The following is a 17,623-nucleotide window of genomic DNA, read 5'->3' on the forward strand; positions in this document are numbered from 1 at the left end:
AGCAGGAGTAAATAAATTGGCACGTATTGCCGGAGTTAACATTCCAACCAACAAGCGCGTGATCATTGCGCTTACCTACATTCACGGTATCGGCCGCACTAAAGCCGTCGAAATCGCGACTAAGCTGGGAATTGATCATAGCCGTCGTGTGCAGGACCTTTCGGATGCCGAAGTTCTGCAAATCCGCGAAACTATCGATGCGGGCTATACCGTAGAAGGCGATCTTCGCCGCAACACATCGATGAACATCAAGCGTTTGATGGATCTCGCCTGCTACCGTGGCCTTCGCCATCGTAAGGGCCTTCCCGTCCGTGGTCAGCGCACGCATACCAATGCGCGCACCCGTAAGGGCAAGTCCAAGGCAATCGCGGGCAAGAAGAAGTAATTACTGGCCTTGGCCTAATTATTTTTTCTTCGCATTTTCGAATAGGATACACATTATATGGCACGCGAACCACAGCGCATTAAAAAGCGGGAGCGCAAAAATATCTCGGCAGGCGTCGCGCACGTCAACGCTAGCTTTAACAACACCATGATCACGATCACAGATGCCCAGGGCAACGCGATCAGCTGGTCGTCTGCAGGAACTATGGGCTTTAAGGGTAGCCGCAAGTCGACCCCTTATGCCGCGCAGGTTGCAGCAGAAGATGCCGGCAAGAAAGCTGCTGAACATGGCGTTCGCACTTTGGAAGTTGAAGTTAAGGGCCCAGGTTCGGGTCGCGAATCGGCGTTGCGCGCATTGCAGGCCGTGGGATTCACCATCACATCGATCCGCGACGTGACATCTATCCCGCATAACGGCGTGCGTCCTTCCAAGCGTCGCCGCGTCTAAGCATTCGTTTCAGGGGCGGCTGTTCAGTCGTTCCTTCTTTTACCCGCGAGCCGGCACGGTGCACCAAATTGCCGGTTTTGCAAAACCCAAGGGGAAATCCATGTCCGTCAATATTAAGAACTGGCAGGAACTGAAAAAGCCCAACGCACTTGAACTCAAATCAGGTAGCGATGCGAAGCGTAAGGCTGTATTTGTTGCCGAGCCACTTGAGCGTGGCTTTGGCTTGACGCTCGGCAACGCGCTGCGTCGCGTCTTGCTTTCATCGTTGCAGGGCGCAGCCATCACGTCGATCAAAATCGAGAATGTGTTACACGAATTCTCGTCGCTGGCTGGCGTGCGTGAAGATGTCACGGACATCGTTTTGAATATCAAGCAGGTTGCGTTGAAGATGGAAGGCGAAGGTCCAAAGCGTCTACAGCTTTCGGCCACTGGCCCTGGCGCTGTAACCGCTGGTGACATTGCTGTTTCGGGCGACATCCAAGTGATGAACCCTGATCTTGTCATCTGCCATCTTGACGATGGCGCAACGTTGAACATGGAAATCACTGCCGACAGCGGCAAGGGCTATGTGCCTGCGGTTGCCAATCGTCCGGCAGATGCGCCAATTGGCCTGATCCCAGTCGACAGTCTTTATTCGCCTGTGCGTCAAGTTGCCTACAAGGTCGACAACGCCCGCATCGGTCAAGAATTGGACTATGACAAGCTGTCGCTGACCATCGAAACTGACGGCACCGTTACGCCTGAGGATGCCGTGGCTTATGCTGCCCGTATCCTTCAGGATCAACTGCAAGTGTTCGTTCACTTCGAAGACTCGATGGCCGCATCTTCACCAATGGTAGGTATGTCCGCACCATCGGCTTCTTCGGAAGAATCGGATGCAAATCAGCTCAACCGTTATCTTCTCAAGAAGGTCGACGAGTTGGAACTGTCGGTCCGCAGCGCAAACTGCCTCAAGAACGACAACATCATCTACATTGGCGATCTCGTTCAAAAGAGCGAAGCCGAAATGTTGCGTACGCCTAATTTCGGCCGCAAGTCGCTGAACGAAATTAAGGAAGTATTGTCGTCGATGGGCCTCCGTCTGGGCATGGATATTCCCGGATGGCCACCAGAGAACATCGAAGAAATGGCTAAGAAGCTCGAACAAGAACTGCTTGGTTAAAAAATATTTGGGCCAAGGCAGTGCTTTGGCCCAACACACAGGGAAATGGCCGCCCTTAATTGGCCAGGATCGGGGTACCTAATACGGCCCCCCTACGAACGAAGGAATGAATTATGCGCCATAAAGTTGGCCACCGTAAGCTGCAGCGTACCACGTCGCACCGTACCGCGATGCTTCGCAATATGGCAGCGTCGCTTATCAAGCATGAGCAAATCAAGACGACTTTGCCAAAGGCGAAAGAATTGCGTCCTTACATCGAAAAGCTGATCACGCTTGCGAAAAAGGGTGGCCTGTCCAACCGTCGTCTGGCGATGAGCCGTTTGATGGATGACACGCAGCTGGTAAAGTTGTTTGACGAATTGGCAACGCGCTATGCCGACCGCAGCGGTGGTTACAGCCGTGTTATCAAGGCTGGTTTCCGTGGTTCGGATGCTGCGCCTATGGGCGTCATTGAGCTTGTTGACCGCAACGTAGATGCTAAGGGCCAAGACAGCGGTCCTGTAGAAGTGCTCGACGACGGCGAGTAAACACCTCTCACCTTAGAAATTTAAAAGGGTGGTATCCTATTGGGTGCCGCCCTTTTTCGTGGTTTCAATCCTGAACATTACGCTTTTGTCGTGCGTACCAGAAAAACAAGCTCGCTATAAACCACGCCACCGATAGGACGATCGTAAACTTGCCGCCGCGCATGTCGCCGCCTAAAATGCCGGCAAAGATTCCAATGGCGACTTGCAGAGCGCCGGATAAGAACATGGTGAATGGCAAGATGCGCTTGCGAAAACGCGATGCGATGCTGCCTACAATGGCAACAAATAGAACCGCGCCGAACCAAAGGTTCACGGGATTGTCTTCATTGCCGATCATGCCGACGGCCAAATTTGCCCAAACGACCATAAACCCGGCCAGCACCGCGAACATGGCCCCGATGCGGAAATACCAATTAGACGAAAGGCGCACGGCAAGTTCGATAAGGCCGCCGACAATACCGAAGATGATGGTTGCTACAATGAAGTCGGTTTCGTCCCAGTCCACTTCACTCGTGAATTGCATGGCCACCAATGGTGTCAGAATCAGCGCTATGGCCCCGCCCCAGCCTATGACGCGCCAAGGGCTCGCACTTGTGCGTTGAGACTGTTTACTCGTCATATGCATAACATTGCCCTTTTCGATAAATGAAGGCTATGCATTTATGGCGAAGCAATATTGTAAGCATGAGCAAGAAATGAGCATTTGGTGAAAAATGAAATCAGCTAGCTTTCGCTTCGGCCCCTTCACACTTGATGCTGAAAGCAGGTTGCTTGCACGCGATGGTGCGGCCTTGGACGTCTCCAGCCGCTATTTTGATGCGCTAGTCCTCTTGGTGCGCAATGCTGGCGACCTAGTGCCCAAAGCGCAGTTCATGGATGAAGTTTGGCGCGGCGTTCCCGTTACCGATGAGGCGCTGACTCAATGTGTGCGCTGTTTGCGCCGCATTCTACAAGATGACGCCGCGCGTCCCAGCTTTATCGAGACAGTACCAAAGCATGGCTATCGTTTTATAGCGACGGTGGACGTAGATACTGCAGTGTCGGTTAACGACCCGCCTGCAGGATATTCGGGCAAGTGGGATTGGCGAACATTTCGGAGGTTAGGCGGTGCTGGCATCATAGGCGGCGGCATTGCTGGTCTGCTTGGCGGAGTTTTTTATGGATTTGCAAGCGGTGCGCAAGGCATGGGCGGCGCATCTATTGTCCTCGTACTTACCGCCCTCACAGTAATGATTGCGCTGATTGGTGCCGTTGGTGTGAGTTTCGGCATGGCGACGATTGGTCTTATGAAGCCTGACCGAGGTCTATCGACAATTCTGGGTGGCGCGGCGGGTGGTTTCCTTGTTGGAGGCATCGTGAAGCTGCTTGGCCTGGATGCGTTTAATCTGATGCTTGGGCAATCGCCTGCCCACATCACTGGCGCACTGGAAGGAGCTATTTTAGGAGGAGCTGTGGGGCTTAGTTTGTATTTGGCTAGTCACAGATCATTTGGTCAGAGTTTGTCGCGTAGGATGCTCTCAGCGGCGTTCGTAGGGGCAAGTGCGGGCGTGGCCATTCCTTCTGCTGGTGGGCAATTGCTTGGCGGCAGCTTACATGCTTTGGCACAATTGTTTCCGCAATCACGGCTGCGCCTTGACCAGATCGGTGAACTACTTGGTGAGGATGGCTTTGGCCGAATGAGCCAAATGGCAACTGGGGGTCTTGAAGGAATGCTGTTTGTCGTCTGCATGACTGTTGCGATTATGTTGGCAGAGGGCCAACTGACCAAATAATTTCGACGAAGACGCAATTTAAGCTGGTGGACGACGCGTGAAATGATTGGCGTTCTTCGGTCAAGGCTATAGTCCTAAAAACGATATTCGAAAGATGGGGAAATGAATTTATGCGAAGCGCAATTTTGCTTGGGGCTGCGATCATGATGGCGTCAAGTTCGTCCATCGCTTTGGCCCAGAGTGCGGCAAGCGCCTCTGCTCCTGCGGGACTGACCTATCCTAAGACCAAGGCAGTCGATGTCGTTGATGAACAATTCGGCGTAAAGGTTGCGGACCCCTATCGCTGGCTTGAGGATGATGTCCGCGTCAATGCCGAAGTCGCGGAGTGGGTGAAATCACAAAATGCCGTTACCGACGCCTATTTGGAAAGTTTGCCGGGCAAGCAAATTCTTGCCGACCGGATGAAGAAGCTGTTCGACTATGAACGCTTTGGCTTACCTGAAAAAGCGGGTGGCTATTATTTCTTTAACAAGAATGACGGGCTACAAAATCAGTCTGTGCTATATGTTCGTAAGGGCCTAGATGGCGCCGACCGCATGTTGCTTGACCCGAATAGCTGGGCAAAGGATGGGGCGACCGCGCTCGATAGCTGGGTGCCATCGAAAAATGGCAAGCTGCTCGCTTATTCTATACAGGATGGCGGATCTGATTGGCGCACAATCAAGGTGCTCGATACCGCGACTGGCAAAGTTTTGGCCGACGAAATTAAATGGGCTAAATTCACGAATATCAGCTGGGTCGGTAATGAGGGTTTTCTATATTCCCGTTTTGCCGAACCAAAAGAAGGCGCGGCATTCCAGCAGCTGAATTATAACCAGACAGTATATTTTCACAAAATCGGTACGCCACAGTCCGAAGACAAAGCGATTTATGCTACACCTGATAAGCCCGAATATGGGCATAGTGCGCAGGTGACGCATGATGGCAAATGGGCGGTAATCACCACCTCGTCGGGCACAGATGAGAAATATGAACTGCACATCATGCCGCTCGGCAAAAAACCGACTTGGAAGGCGCAGCCTTTGGTCAAAGGATTAGAGCATGACTGGGGCCTTATCGAAGGCATGGGCAATATCTTGTGGTTTACCACCAACAAGGATGCGCCAAAGCTGAAGGTTGTGCGCGTCGACCTTAGTGGGAAAGCGCCGGTATTTACCGATGTTATCCCGGAGCGTGCAGAAACGCTTTCGCGGGCACAAATCGTCGGAAATCGCATGATCCTGTCGTACATCAAGGACGCCAAATCGATGGCACTTATGACCGACCTTACTGGGCAGCCTGTACAGGAAATACAACTCAACGCGATTGGCACTGCCAGTGGCTTCTCCGGTACACCTGGCGATGCAGAGACATTTTATGGCTTTTCGAGCTTTAATCAGCCTGGCGCCGTCTACCGATTTGATAGCAATAGCGGAGCATCGACGCCTTTTGCGGAACCGAAGTTGAGCTTCAACCCGCAAGACTTCAGCATTAGCCAAGTATTTTATCCGTCAAAGGACGGCACAAAGATTCCGATGTTCATCGTGCATAAGAAGGATATTGATCTTTCCCAAGGCGCGCCAACTTTGTTATATTCTTATGGCGGGTTCAACATTTCGCAGACGCCGACTTATTCGGCAACGCGTATGGCTTGGCTTCAGTCGGGCGGCGTATTTGCGCTGGCGAATATTCGTGGCGGCGGGGAATATGGCAAGCCATGGCATGATGCAGGTCGCCTTATGAACAAGCAAAACGTCTTTGATGATTTTGCAGCAGCAGCGGAATATCTGATTGCCAGCGGCATTTCGGCGAAAGGCAAAATTGCTATCGAGGGCCGCTCCAATGGCGGTTTGTTGGTGGGAGCTTCTTTGAACCAGCGGCCTGACCTTTTTGCGGCAGGACATGCCGCCGTGGGCGTTATGGACATGGTCCGCTTTGATAGGTTTACTGCAGGTCGTTATTGGGTCGACGATTATGGCTACCCGAGCAAGGAAGCGGACTTCAAAAAGCAGATGACCTATTCGCCGTATCACAACATCAAGTCAGGTGTTGAATATCCGGCGGTCATCGTTTCGACAGCTGATACCGACGATCGCGTGGTCCCAGGCCATAGCTTTAAATATATCGCTGCCCTTCAAGCTGCAGAAACTGGAAACAAACCGAAAATTATCCGTATTGAAAGCCGTGCGGGCCACGGGTCGGGTAAACCAACGGACAAGGTTATCGATGAATATTCGGATATTTACGCATTTCTGGCAAAGTGGACGGGTCTCACCCTTACTGAATAAATGATCATAAAAATCCCTGTTTAGATGATCGGATGCTGACAAGTTAGTGCAGCGTCCGATCAAGCCATATTCGATTGCCGTTTCATATTTGGTTACCTCGATTGCACATGCGAGCTACCTTTACTTGCCAGACCACCTAAAACGCGGCACAGTCTGCGCATGGCAAATATGATCGCGTTTCTTCTGGGCCTTATTGCCCTTGTTATGGCCTTTATCGGGTTCATTCCGCTGCTGGGGTGGTTGAACTGGCTGATTATTCTGATCGCGGGTTTAGGCGCTGCATTTGGGTTTCTTTCGGATAAGAATGCGGGCCGTAACTTCTGCCTTTTGGTAATGGCCATTTGCGCACTGCGCCTCTGGATGGGCGGCGGGATTATCTGACCCTCAATTGAGGGCCGGGGGCTTCACAACATGGCAGATGAAACAAAAACTGCGCAGCCCAGCGGGCTGCCTTATGCGATATCAGCCTATCTGATCTGGGGCGTGGTGCCTGTATACTTCAAGCTCTTAAGCCATGTACCGCCAATCGCCATAGTGGCGCAGCGGATCCTATGGTCCATCCCCTTGCTACTGATCATCATGGCGTTCCGCAAACAGTTGGGCGAATATACAGCTATTTTCCGGCACAACGCGCACTTACGCAACTTGCTCGCCTCCGCAGCGCTGATTGCGATTAATTGGCTCATTTACATCTGGGCCGTGTCGACCGACCACATATTGGCGGCCAGCCTCGGCTACTATCTTAATCCGCTAGTGAACGTGCTTTTGGGCCGTCTGTTTTTGGGTGAGCGGCTTCGTCCGTTGCAAATGGTGGCGGTCGCTGTTGCCGCCATCGGTGTTGCTATTCTCATCGGCGATGCGCTCGATACATTATGGGTCTCGGTGTCTTTGGCCTTCAGCTTTGGCCTATATGGTCTCATCCGCAAGGTGACGCCGGTTGGCTCAGTGCCTGGCCTCGCCATTGAAACGACGTTGCTTGCGCCCTTATCGCTTGGCGCAGTGTCTTGGTATGCGCAGGCTGGCACTGGCGGCTTTGGCGACGATTTGACGACGTCCGGACTTCTGATCCTTGCAGGTGCAGTCACGGCTATTCCGTTGTTGATGTTCGCAACTGCGGCGCGGCGGATGAGTTATGCCAGCCTCGGCTTCGTGCAATATATCGCCCCTTCGATTGCATTTTTATTGGGGATCTATGTCTATGGCGAGCCGTTAAGCACAACCAAGCTGGCCTGCTTCATCCTGATCTGGTTCAGTATTGCGATATTCTGCGCCGATGCGATCAAAACCTATCGGGCGGCTAAAGCTTAGGGGAAGCTAAGCCCTATACCGCCAGCGCAAAGTTTCGCCTGCGTGAAAGGGCACAACTGAAACGCCATCCAACTCAAGCAGTTCTGGTACTGGCGTATCGATACGCTCCAAAGTGACGCGGTCCTCATTCAGAGGCAGGCGATAAAAGCGAGGCCCGTTCTCTGACGCAAACGCCTCAAGCTTATCTAACGCGCCTTCTTCTTCAAAAACCGCTGCGTAGCTTTCCATAGCAAAGGGCGCGTTGAAGATTCCGGCACAGCCACAGGCGCTTTCCTTGGCGGATTTGTCATGCGGCGCGCTGTCGGTGCCAAGAAAATATTTGGCGCTGCCCGATGTTGCGGCCTTGCGCAGCGCAAGCCTGTGCACTTCGCGCTTCGCCACGGGCAGGCAATAGGCATGCGGGCGGATGCCACCTTCGAACATGGCGTTACGATTGATGTGCAAATGCTGCGGGGTGATAGTGGCGGCGATATTATCGCTGGCATCATCGACAAAGGCGACCGCATCCGCCGTGGTGATATGTTCAAATACGACGCGCAGCTCAGGCAATTCGCGGACCAGCTTTGACAAAGTGCGTTCGATAAACACCGCTTCCCGGTCGAATATGTCAACATGTGAATCGGTGACTTCGCCATGGATGAGCAACGGCATGCCGATGCGCGCCATATGCTCAAGCGCGGGCATGATGTTGGCAATGTTGGTTACGCCATGTGCGCTTCCGGTTGTTGCATGGGCAGGGTATAATTTTGCCGCCGTAAACACGCCTTCGGCAAAACCACGCGCCAGCTCTTCGCCTTTCGACGCGTCGGTCAGATAGGCCGTAATTAAAGGCGTAAAGTTGACCCCTTGGGGCACAGCCGCCAATATCCGTTCGCGATAGGCCGCGCCTGCTTCAACTGTTGTCACTGGCGGTGACAGGTTGGGCATAACAATAGCCCGTGCGAATTGCGCTGCGGTATATGGCACAACACTCCGCATCACGGCATTATCGCGCAAATGAACATGCCAGTCATCGGGGCGGCGGATGGAGAGAATCGTCTGATCGGTCATGGCTTCCCTTTACGCGTTTGCCGCCCTATCTGTCACCTATGCGAAACACCCGTCTATATGACCGACACATCATCCGTTTGTCACCTACCGAAACAGGGGAAGATGTGCGCCAATTCCTGCAGGGGTTGGTGACGCAGGATACTGCAGCAGAGATGCCCTTATGGGCGGGGCTTTTGAACCCACAAGGCAAAGCTTTGTTTGATTTCTTTTTGTGGGCCGATGGCGACGATGTGTTGATCGATTGCGAACGCGTGCAGGCAGAGGCACTTTTTCGGCGGCTGTCAATCTACCGGTTGCGGCGCAAGATTATGATTACAATGGATTCTGCCTGCGCGGTCTTTTGGAATGCAGACGGTAGTAGCGACCCACGTCATCCCAATATGGGTGAGCGATGGCTCGGAGCGTCTGCAGATGGTGATGTGGACGTTAGCGCCGAATATCGCGCACATCGGTTGGCTTTGGGCATCACTGAAGGGTTAGCAGAGCTTGGAAGTGAGCAAACCTTATGGCTTGAGGCAAACGCTGCCGAGTTGAACGGCGTTTCGTTTAACAAAGGATGCTATGTCGGGCAGGAAAACACAGCGAGAATGAACTGGCGGCAAAAGGTCAACCGGCGGCTGGTGGTTGTGCCGATGGAACAGGCCGATCTCAGCCGTCAACGCTGTGCCTACCCAGAACTCGGCCTGTCGGTAGAATTGCGCCGTGTGGAGGATATGACGACGCTGCAACTGCCGGAATGGCAGCGGGCGGCAATCACTTAATTCAGCAATTCGAGCTTCACCTTAGCAGTGCCAGTGAGGTGCATGCCAAGTTGCTTGGCCGCTGCATAAGACACATCCACAATGCGTGATTTGCCCCAAGGGCCACGGTCGTTGATACGGACAATGACTTCCTGACCATTGGCTAAGTTAGTAACGGCAACGCGGCTGCCGAAGGCCAAGGTGCGGTGCGCAGCCGTCATGGCGCTAGGGTCAAAGCGTTCGCCGCTCGCGGTGCGCCTTCCGCTCAGTTCGGCGCCATAATAGCTTGCGACACCAGTGCCGATTTCGACACGGCTGTCGTCGGCCTGCGCCAAGACGGGCAATGCCAGACATGCCATCATGAAAAACCCGTGCCTGTGCATAATGCCTCTCCAACAAAGAAAGGCACATATACAAAGCTTTTTGTCACGCCAACGACCGAGCGATATGTTGACCAAAAGCTGCGATTATCCGAAAACCTAAGTCCGCAATGCCTGCCGCCTACACGTCCAGATTGGCGACATTGAGCGCGTTTTCTACAATAAAGTCACGCCGTGGCTCAACGACTTCACCCATCAACTTTGTGAAAATATCGTCTGCGAGGTCGGCCTGATCAATCTCCACGCGCAGCAAGGAGCGATGATCCGGATCAAGGGTGGTTTCCCACAATTGCTCGGCATTCATTTCGCCAAGACCCTTGTATCGAGAAATCGAGAGCCCCTTACGGCCCGCAATCAATATAGCCTCAAGCAATTCGGACGGGCGCGTAATTGCACCCTTGTTTCCGACGCTCACCGCAGTGGTCGCGCGCTTGGCTTGATCGCCAACTGCGTCACCAGTCTCTTCGTCGCTCTCCACCTCGTCAACTGCTTCGGCCGACGCGGCGGAGACTTTAACAAGCCGCGCTGGGGTTTCGTAGCTTGCGGTCTCTTCGCTCGCCAACTTATGCAATTTGCGGGCTTCAGCGGACATGAGGAAGGCGGCCTCAATGATGTGATGATCCGTCACCCCACGCCATAGGCGTTCGAAATGATAGCCGCCATCTTCGGATACGCGGCCGGACCATTTGCCCTCCACATCCTGTGCAGCCATCCACGCTGCAGCCTTGGCAACGGCGGCGTTGCGGTCGGTGGCGTCAGGGTCCAGCGCGCCCGTGAGCGCCATGGCTTCGACAATCGTTGGGTCATAACGACGCGGCACAAATGCCATCAGGCTGCGCATACGGCGTGCATGGTCGACCAACGCGCCTAAATCCGCACCCGCGCGTTGTCCGCCTGCACCTTCCAAAACAACCCCGCTTAGGCCAAGTTCGGCTAGATGGTCGTCAAGTGCTTTGTCATCTTTCACATAGATTTCACTGCGGCCCTTCGCGACCTTGTATAAAGGCGGTTGCGCAATGAAGAGATGTCCGTTTTCGATAATTTCGGGCATTTGGCGATAGAAAAATGTGAGCAACAATGTGCGAATGTGCGAACCGTCAACGTCAGCGTCGGTCATGATCACGATCTTGTGATAGCGCAATTTCTCGATGTTGAAATCTTCGCGTCCAATACCTGTGCCCATCGCTTGAATCAGCGTGCCGACTTCTTTTGATGACAGCATCCGGTCAAAGCGTGCGCGTTCGACGTTGAGAATTTTACCCTTTAGCGGCAAAATCGCCTGATAATGCCGGTCGCGGCCTTGCTTGGCTGATCCGCCTGCCGAGTCACCTTCGACCAGGAACAGTTCGGACTTGGCAGGATCTTTCTCCTGACAGTCGGCAAGCTTACCGGGTAGCGATGCTACGCTCATGACGGATTTGCGGCTGGCCTCGCGTGCCTTGCGCGCGGCTTCGCGAGCGGCAGCGGCGTCGATGACTTTTTGGATGACGGTGCGTGCGTGGCCGGGATTCTCTTCCAGCCATTCGCTCATCCGATCTGCCATCAGGCTCTCCAAAGGCTGACGCACTTCAGAGGAGACCAATTTGTCTTTCGTTTGTGACGAGAATTTGGGATCAGGCAACTTAACCGAGACAATGGCGGTTAACCCTTCACGCATGTCATCGCCGGTCAGCGTGACTTTCTCTTTCTTTAAAACGCCCGATTTTTCAGCATAATTGTTCAAGGTGCGCGTGAGCGCCGAACGGAATGCTGCCAAATGGGTTCCGCCGTCGCGTTGCGGAATGTTATTGGTGAAGCACAATACGTTTTCATAATAGCTGTCGTTCCACTCCAACGCGACATCAATGCCTATGCCGTCGCGGTTGGACGTGATCGTGATGGGGTCGGCCAACAATGCCGCCTTGTTGCGGTCCAGATATTTTACGAACGCGCCAATACCGCCTTCATAATAAAGATCATGTTCTTTGACGTCAGAATGTCGGTTGTCGCGCAGCAAGATACGCACGCCGGAGTTCAAGAACGCGAGTTCACGATAGCGATGTTCAAGCTTGTCAAAGTCAAATTCTAGAACGTTTTTGAACGTGTCGGTTGACGCCATGAAGGTTACGCGCGTGCCCTTTTTGGGCTTACCCTCAACAATCGGTGCGTCACCGCGTACAACCAAAGGACCTACGGCATCGCCATGCTCGAAACGCATCCAATGCTCTTTGCCTTCGCGCCAGATGGTAAGTTCCAAAAACTCCGACAGTGCGTTGACAACCGAAACGCCAACGCCGTGGAGTCCGCCGGACACCTTATAGGCATTGTCGTCGGACGTGTTCTCGAACTTGCCGCCGGCATGCAACTGAGTCATGATAACTTCAGCTGCCGAAACGCCTTCTTCCTTGTGCATGCCAGTTGGAATGCCGCGACCATTATCTTCGACAGATACCGAACCATCGGAATTGAGTTCGATCAGTACAAGATCGCAATGCCCCGCTAGCGCCTCGTCGATGGCATTGTCGGAAACCTCAAACACCATGTGATGCAGGCCACTGCCATCATCGGTGTCGCCAATATACATGCCGGGGCGCTTGCGCACTGCATCCAAGCCTTTCAGAACCTTGATGCTATCGGCACCATATTCATTCTGATTGGGGTTGGCTGCGCTGTCCGCAGAGTAGTTGTCTTGCGGGTTTTCCGTTGTTTCTTCAGTCATAGTTGCACTGTAGGCCCAAAGCCCAAGAAACCCAAGGAAAAGCGCCTTAAAGTCGCCATTTTTCCACAGTCTTTTATGGTTGGCGATAACGAAAAATTTAACTCCGGATTTGCCATCTAAAATTAGGCAATGAAACTTTCGTATATCGCGCTAAGTCTAAAGACAAACCGGCGAACGGGAGACGGGAATTTACATGCTTATCGAAACCGAACTGGAAAAATCCTTTGGTGATTTCGGCGCGCTCATTGGCGCTTGGGGTGAAGAAAAGCCTGATGCGCGGGCGCTTGCCGATAGCATTTCTGAATACTCGTGGCGCGAAGTTGCGCTAGCAACAGCACGCATAGCGGCCCAGTTGCAACGCGATGGCCTGCAACGGGGGCAGGCGGTTGCCATATTGGGGACCAGCAATATTCCATATGCATTGGTGTATCTTGCCGTTTTGCGTGCAGGCGGCTGCGCTGCACCATTGACTACATCGGCAACGTCCGCGCAACTCGCCGCGATGTTCAAGGATTCCGGCGCAATGCATTTGTTCGTCGATTCTGCGAAACTGGCTGACATTCAAAATGTGGCGCTGGGTGATGTTAAAATCATCATGCTTGACAATGCCGTTGGTGAGCATCCAGCGCTGACCAACTGGATGGCAGAGCAAGACGCGCATTTCGACGCAACGCCACCTGCTGCGACGGATCCGTTCAACATCATTTATTCCAGTGGCACCACAGGAACGCCCAAAGGCATCATCCATTCGCACGCTATGCGCTGGCACCAGATGGCTGGGGGATTTAAGTCAATCTACACCCGCGATACGCGGTCGTTGGTTTCAACGCCTTTATATTCGAACACGACATTGGCGGTATTCCTGCCAACGGTTTGTCATGGCGGTTTTGCCCGGATTATGGAAAAATTTGATGCTCGGGCCTATCTTGACCACGCGCTAACCGATCAGACTACGCACACCATGCTCGTGCCTGTGCAATATCAACGGCTCATGGCGCATCCGCAATTTGATAGTTATGATCTCAGTAGCTTCATCGTGAAATTTTGTACCAGCGCACCTTTTGCTGCTGAACTGAAAGCGGATGTGCTCCAGCGTTGGCCGGGCGGTCTTGTCGAAATTTACGGTATGACCGAAGGCGGTGTTGTTTGCATGTTGCAGGCCCATCATCATCCCCACAAATTGCATACCGTTGGACAACCCGTCACGGGCCATGAACTGATCGTGTTGGACGAGGATGATAATCGCCTGCCCGCCGGTTCAAAAGGCGTGCTGACCGGTCGTTCGCCGACCATGATGTCCGGTTACAAAAACCAACCAGAAAAAACACGCGAGATGGAATGGCGCGACGAGGAGGGCAATATTTGGTTAAAAACAGGCGATATTGGCATTGTTGACGAGGATGGCTTCGTTTCGATCGTGGGTCGCGCCAAGGACATGATAATTTCTGGCGGGTTTAATATTTATCCGAAAGACCTTGAGGAATTGTTGGAGCAGCAGCCCGAAGTGGCCGAAGCTGCGGTGGTCGGCATGCCTTCCGATGCGTGGGGCGAAACACCTGTTGGCTTTGTACGGTTGAGGGACGAGGCAGCTTCGCCGGAATCCATTCTTGCGCGTGTGAATGGGCAGCTTGGTAAGACGCAGCGGATATCGATGCTATACTCTATCGATGAAATGCCGCGCAGCCACATTGGCAAATTGCTAAAGACAGACTTACGCGCTTTGGCGGCGGAGAAGCAAAATGGACGGTGAATTTGGGCCCGACCTTGTCGCCGTCATTTCTGTTTTACAAACGGCGCTGACACCTGCTTTCTTGCTGGTGGCGGTGGGCAGCCTCCTCAACGTGCTCACTGGCCGACTGGCCCGAATTATAGACCGTTCACGCGATTTGCAGCGCCAATATCCAAACACCGAAGGGGCCGCGCATGAACGCGTCGTTTTCGAATTGCGTATCATCGAAAAACGCATGCGCGTTGTCGGGGCGTCCATTTTGTTCGCGGTTCTGTCGGCCATTTCGGTTTGCATCATGATCGTAGCCCTGTTTGTGCTGGGGCTAACGAACGCGTCTGCAGCTTGGGTGGCGGTAGCATTATTTATGCTCGCATTGGCGTTGCTATCTGCCTGCTTGTTTCAGTTCGTCCGTGAAATCCGGCTGGCGACCTATGCCATTTATGTGCCAGAGGAATATCTCGAACTACCGCCGCCTTCAAAGCCTATGGAACGCAAGCGAGGCAAACGGACGTAGCACTTAACCGCCTTTTTTGGCCAATTTTTCCACGCGCGCAACAACCTCGTCACGAATATAGGGAGTGACAAACTTCCCGATTTCCCCGCCGTAAATCGCGATTTCCTTTACCAAACGGGAGGCAATAGGTTGTAGTGACACATCTGCCATTAGAAACAGCGTTTCGACGCGATCGTTCAATTGGCGGTTCATGCCCGTGAGCTGATATTCATATTCGAAATCCGTAACGCCGCGAATGCCGCGAATAACGGTGCTGGCACCTTGCGCTTCGGCAAAATCCATAAGCAGCGAATCGAACCCTACAACGCGAATATGCGCCGAACCGATGCTAGCGACTTCGCGCTCGACCATTGCAATCCGTTCATCATCAGAAAACATCGGGGATTTGGCTGCATTCGTAGTTACGCCGATGATCAGTTCATCCACCAGTTTTGCGCCGCGCCGTATGATGTCCATATGGCCCAGAGTGATGGGGTCAAATGTCCCAGGATATACGCCAATCCGGTGTGTCATTTAGCGATCCCTTTCGGTGATGTAATTTGCAATTGCGCGCAAAAGATCGGCTTCGGCGCCATAATTCGACAGATGGTCGTTGGCCTGCTGCACAAGCATTTCCGCTTGCTGCTTGGCGCGTTCGAGGCCCATGAGAGATACAAATGTGCCTTTATTGGCTGCCGCGTCTTTTTGAAGCGCTTTGCCGGCAAGTTCTGGATCACCTTCAACATCTAAGATGTCGTCGGCAATCTGAAAGGCGAGGCCAATGTCCCGGGCATATCCCCGCAAATGCGTCCGACCTTCCGCCGGGATATGTCCTAATATTGCGCCCATTTCAACGCTTGCTGCAATAAGCGCACCGGTCTTCAGAGCTTGCAGGCGCATGACGGTTTGAAGATCGAATGTTGATTTCTCTGCCTCGATATCCATCATCTGTCCGCCGGCCATGCCTTCTGGACCGCTAGCTAAAGCCAAAGTTGATACCAATTCGCCGCGCACGAATGGGTCGCCATGTGTTTGTGGGTTTGCGAGTATTTCAAATGCCAAAGCGTGCAGAGAATCGCCTGCCAGGACAGCAGTCGCGTCATCGAACGCACGGTGCACTGTTGGCTTGCCACGCCGCATGTCGTCATCATCCATGCAGGGCAAGTCGTCGTGGACCAAAGAGTAAACATGAATGGCTTCTACTGCCGTACCAACCCGCAGAGCAACCGCACGGTCCACATGGAACAGAGCTGCGGTCGCAGTTACAAGCAAGGGTCGGAGGCGCTTGCCACCGCCAATCGCCGCATGGCGCATAGCTGCATATAGGCGATCTCGGGCGTCGCCGGGTAGCTTCAGAAGCCCATCAAATTCCTGATCAATGTCTGCAGCAATTTGCGCGAGCGAGTCTTGTAGCAATGATGGGGGCGCCGCCATGGTGCTTATCCGGCGCCGAATGTTGTTGTGCCCGTTGGGGATCCGTCTGGCCCTTGCACAATTGCTTCAATGCGCGCTTTCGCTGTATCAAGCCGTTGTTGGCACAAAGCCCGCAACTCATTGCCGCGTTCGTACAAGGCTATGGATTCATCGAGCGGAGCTTCGCCGCTTTCCAGCTTGTGGACGATGTCTTCAAGCGCAAGCAACGCCTGTTCGAAATTCATATCGGCTACGTCTTGGGTCATTTCTCTGCAATGACGCCCGCTGCCGTTTGGGTCAAGTGCTTCGCGCTATCGCCATCTGTTGAAGGTCAGGCATAGGAGTGAAGGAGTCCCGCACATTTACACGCCTGCCTTCAACAACCAGTCGTGAAAGATTTTCACGGCTCTTTGCTTCAGCGCACGGGGACGGCAAACGAAGTAATAGCTGTATGGGCTTTCGACTTCTGTATTGAAAAGCCTTGTCAGGCGCGGGTCGCGCGCGTCGGAGAAGTGGCTTCCGTGCATGATAGCAACGCCAAGACCGTTTGCGGCAGCCTCCAGCATCAATGCGCCACTGTCCAAGCTATCGATAGCAGCCGGCTTCAGGCGGGGGACACCCATGGCCTGCCGCCATGCGTCAAATATCATAGGCATGTCGCTGTGTACCATGACTGTATGCTTTGCGAGATCCTCGGGCTTTTCGACATTATGCTCCTTCGCCCATTTTTCAGATGCGATAGCGTAAACAAGATTGCGGTCTAAGCGGACACTGTAAAGCTTGGAATCGACGTCTGCCGATATGATAATAGCTGCGTCGACTACATCACCTAGCAGATTTTCCGCATGGCCAGATGTGTCCACATCGATATGTAGCTTGGGAAACGCCTTACGCAGTTCAGGTAAGCGCGGTATCAGCCGTTGTGAGCCAAAAAGTGGCAATAGCCCCAAACGCAGGCGATATTCCCCGCCTCGACCGGCAAGCTCGTCCACCGCCTCGGCCATCGCGTCCATTGCTGGTTCAACGGCTGCCAGAAGTGCCTCACCATCGGCGTTAATGACCATCGCTTGGGCACGGCGATCAAAAAGAGATTTGCCGATAAAGTCCTCTAGCGCCTTGATACGGCGGCTAAGTGCGGGCGGAGATAGGGCAAGTTCGCTCGCGGCAGCTTTTGCCGAACCAAGCTTAGCGACGCGCAAAAAGGCTTCCAGTGAACGTAAAGGGGGCAATCTGCGCATATCATCTCCTCATT

General features: G+C 53.4%; 19 protein-coding genes. 11 read left to right on the top strand and 8 right to left on the bottom strand.

Annotation, left to right across the window (positions count from 1 at the left end; all coding sequences use genetic code 11):
• Positions 1 to 16: 16 nt before the first annotated feature.
• From rpsM to rplQ, 4 genes are all read left to right on the top strand, one after another.
• Positions 17 to 385: a 30S ribosomal protein S13 gene (rpsM, locus tag D7D48_RS01435; RefSeq protein ID WP_125229603.1), complete on the top strand. Its 369-nt coding sequence runs from the start codon at positions 17 to 19 to the stop codon at positions 383 to 385.
• A 57-nt stretch (positions 386 to 442) separates the two neighbouring features.
• On the top strand, positions 443 to 832 hold the full coding sequence (gene rpsK, locus D7D48_RS01440; protein WP_125229604.1) for a 30S ribosomal protein S11: 390 nt from the start codon (positions 443 to 445) through the stop codon (positions 830 to 832).
• 100 nt (positions 833 to 932) lie between these two features.
• Positions 933 to 1,994: a DNA-directed RNA polymerase subunit alpha gene (locus D7D48_RS01445; protein WP_125229605.1), complete on the top strand. Its 1,062-nt coding sequence runs from the start codon at positions 933 to 935 to the stop codon at positions 1,992 to 1,994.
• A gap of 113 nt (positions 1,995 to 2,107) precedes the next feature.
• On the top strand, positions 2,108 to 2,521 hold the full coding sequence (rplQ, locus tag D7D48_RS01450) for a 50S ribosomal protein L17 (protein ID WP_125229606.1): 414 nt from the start codon (positions 2,108 to 2,110) through the stop codon (positions 2,519 to 2,521).
• A 64-nt stretch (positions 2,522 to 2,585) separates the two neighbouring features.
• Here the strand turns inward: rplQ and D7D48_RS01455 are convergent, their stop codons facing one another.
• Complete coding sequence (locus D7D48_RS01455; RefSeq protein ID WP_185739747.1) at positions 2,586 to 3,146, bottom strand: hypothetical protein; 561 nt, start codon at positions 3,144 to 3,146, stop codon at positions 2,586 to 2,588.
• Positions 3,147 to 3,234: 88 nt separating this feature from the next.
• Between D7D48_RS01455 and D7D48_RS01460 the strand changes: the two genes are divergently transcribed.
• From D7D48_RS01460 to rarD, 4 genes are all read left to right on the top strand, one after another.
• Entirely contained in the window at positions 3,235 to 4,293 is a 1,059-nt protein-coding gene (locus tag D7D48_RS01460; protein ID WP_125229608.1) for a winged helix-turn-helix domain-containing protein, read from the top strand.
• A 110-nt stretch (positions 4,294 to 4,403) separates the two neighbouring features.
• Positions 4,404 to 6,560: a prolyl oligopeptidase family serine peptidase gene (locus D7D48_RS01465; RefSeq protein WP_125229609.1), complete on the top strand. Its 2,157-nt coding sequence runs from the start codon at positions 4,404 to 4,406 to the stop codon at positions 6,558 to 6,560.
• Between the two features lie 159 nt (positions 6,561 to 6,719).
• The gene (locus D7D48_RS01470) at positions 6,720 to 6,941 is read left to right on the top strand and encodes a hypothetical protein (protein ID WP_125229610.1); all 222 of its coding nucleotides are present in this window, start codon (positions 6,720 to 6,722) and stop codon (positions 6,939 to 6,941) included.
• A gap of 30 nt (positions 6,942 to 6,971) precedes the next feature.
• Entirely contained in the window at positions 6,972 to 7,868 is an 897-nt protein-coding gene (gene rarD, locus D7D48_RS01475) for an EamA family transporter RarD (RefSeq protein ID WP_125229611.1), read from the top strand.
• Positions 7,869 to 7,874: 6 nt separating this feature from the next.
• Here the strand turns inward: rarD and pyrC are convergent, their stop codons facing one another.
• Positions 7,875 to 8,918 (bottom strand): dihydroorotase, encoded by a 1,044-nt coding sequence (gene pyrC / locus D7D48_RS01480; RefSeq protein ID WP_125229612.1) that lies wholly within the window; start codon positions 8,916 to 8,918, stop codon positions 7,875 to 7,877.
• Between the two features lie 38 nt (positions 8,919 to 8,956).
• On the opposite strand from pyrC, the gene ygfZ reads away from it, so the two are divergent.
• Complete coding sequence (gene ygfZ, locus D7D48_RS01485) at positions 8,957 to 9,679, top strand: CAF17-like 4Fe-4S cluster assembly/insertion protein YgfZ (protein WP_125229613.1); 723 nt, start codon at positions 8,957 to 8,959, stop codon at positions 9,677 to 9,679.
• Here ygfZ and D7D48_RS01490 read toward each other — a convergent pair.
• Both D7D48_RS01490 and gyrB read right to left on the bottom strand, forming a co-directional pair.
• Positions 9,676 to 10,020, bottom strand: a complete 345-nt coding sequence (locus D7D48_RS01490) for a septal ring lytic transglycosylase RlpA family protein (protein WP_245964296.1) — start codon at positions 10,018 to 10,020, stop codon at positions 9,676 to 9,678. The two genes, ygfZ and D7D48_RS01490, sit on opposite strands and share 4 nt — an antisense overlap.
• A 139-nt stretch (positions 10,021 to 10,159) precedes the next feature.
• Positions 10,160 to 12,736: a DNA topoisomerase (ATP-hydrolyzing) subunit B gene (gyrB, locus tag D7D48_RS01495; protein WP_125229615.1), complete on the bottom strand. Its 2,577-nt coding sequence runs from the start codon at positions 12,734 to 12,736 to the stop codon at positions 10,160 to 10,162.
• 193 nt (positions 12,737 to 12,929) lie between these two features.
• Here gyrB and D7D48_RS01500 point away from each other — a divergent pair, with 193 nt between their 5' ends.
• Both D7D48_RS01500 and D7D48_RS01505 read left to right on the top strand, forming a co-directional pair.
• Positions 12,930 to 14,486, top strand: a complete 1,557-nt coding sequence (locus D7D48_RS01500) for a class I adenylate-forming enzyme family protein (protein ID WP_125229616.1) — start codon at positions 12,930 to 12,932, stop codon at positions 14,484 to 14,486.
• Positions 14,476 to 14,979 carry a DUF2721 domain-containing protein gene (locus D7D48_RS01505; RefSeq protein ID WP_125229617.1) on the top strand — a complete coding sequence of 168 codons (504 nt, stop codon included), beginning with the start codon at positions 14,476 to 14,478 and terminating at the stop codon, positions 14,977 to 14,979. Before D7D48_RS01500 ends, D7D48_RS01505 begins: the two co-directional genes overlap by 11 nt.
• Positions 14,980 to 14,982: 3 nt before the next feature.
• Here D7D48_RS01505 and coaD read toward each other — a convergent pair whose 3' ends face one another.
• The 4 genes from coaD to D7D48_RS01525 form a co-directional block, all read right to left on the bottom strand.
• Entirely contained in the window at positions 14,983 to 15,492 is a 510-nt protein-coding gene (gene coaD, locus D7D48_RS01510) for a pantetheine-phosphate adenylyltransferase (protein WP_125229618.1), read from the bottom strand.
• On the bottom strand, positions 15,493 to 16,392 hold the full coding sequence (locus D7D48_RS01515; RefSeq protein WP_125229619.1) for a polyprenyl synthetase family protein: 900 nt from the start codon (positions 16,390 to 16,392) through the stop codon (positions 15,493 to 15,495).
• A 5-nt stretch (positions 16,393 to 16,397) separates the two neighbouring features.
• A complete protein-coding gene (locus D7D48_RS01520; RefSeq protein ID WP_125229620.1) occupies positions 16,398 to 16,637 on the bottom strand; it encodes an exodeoxyribonuclease VII small subunit in 240 nt (79 codons plus the stop codon).
• 96 nt (positions 16,638 to 16,733) lie between these two features.
• Complete coding sequence (locus D7D48_RS01525; protein ID WP_125229621.1) at positions 16,734 to 17,609, bottom strand: LysR substrate-binding domain-containing protein; 876 nt, start codon at positions 17,607 to 17,609, stop codon at positions 16,734 to 16,736.
• Positions 17,610 to 17,623: the final 14 nt, after the last annotated feature.

Source organism: Sphingorhabdus wooponensis (genome assembly GCF_003933235.1).
In the GTDB taxonomy this organism is placed as follows: domain Bacteria; phylum Pseudomonadota; class Alphaproteobacteria; order Sphingomonadales; family Sphingomonadaceae; genus Sphingorhabdus_B; species Sphingorhabdus_B wooponensis.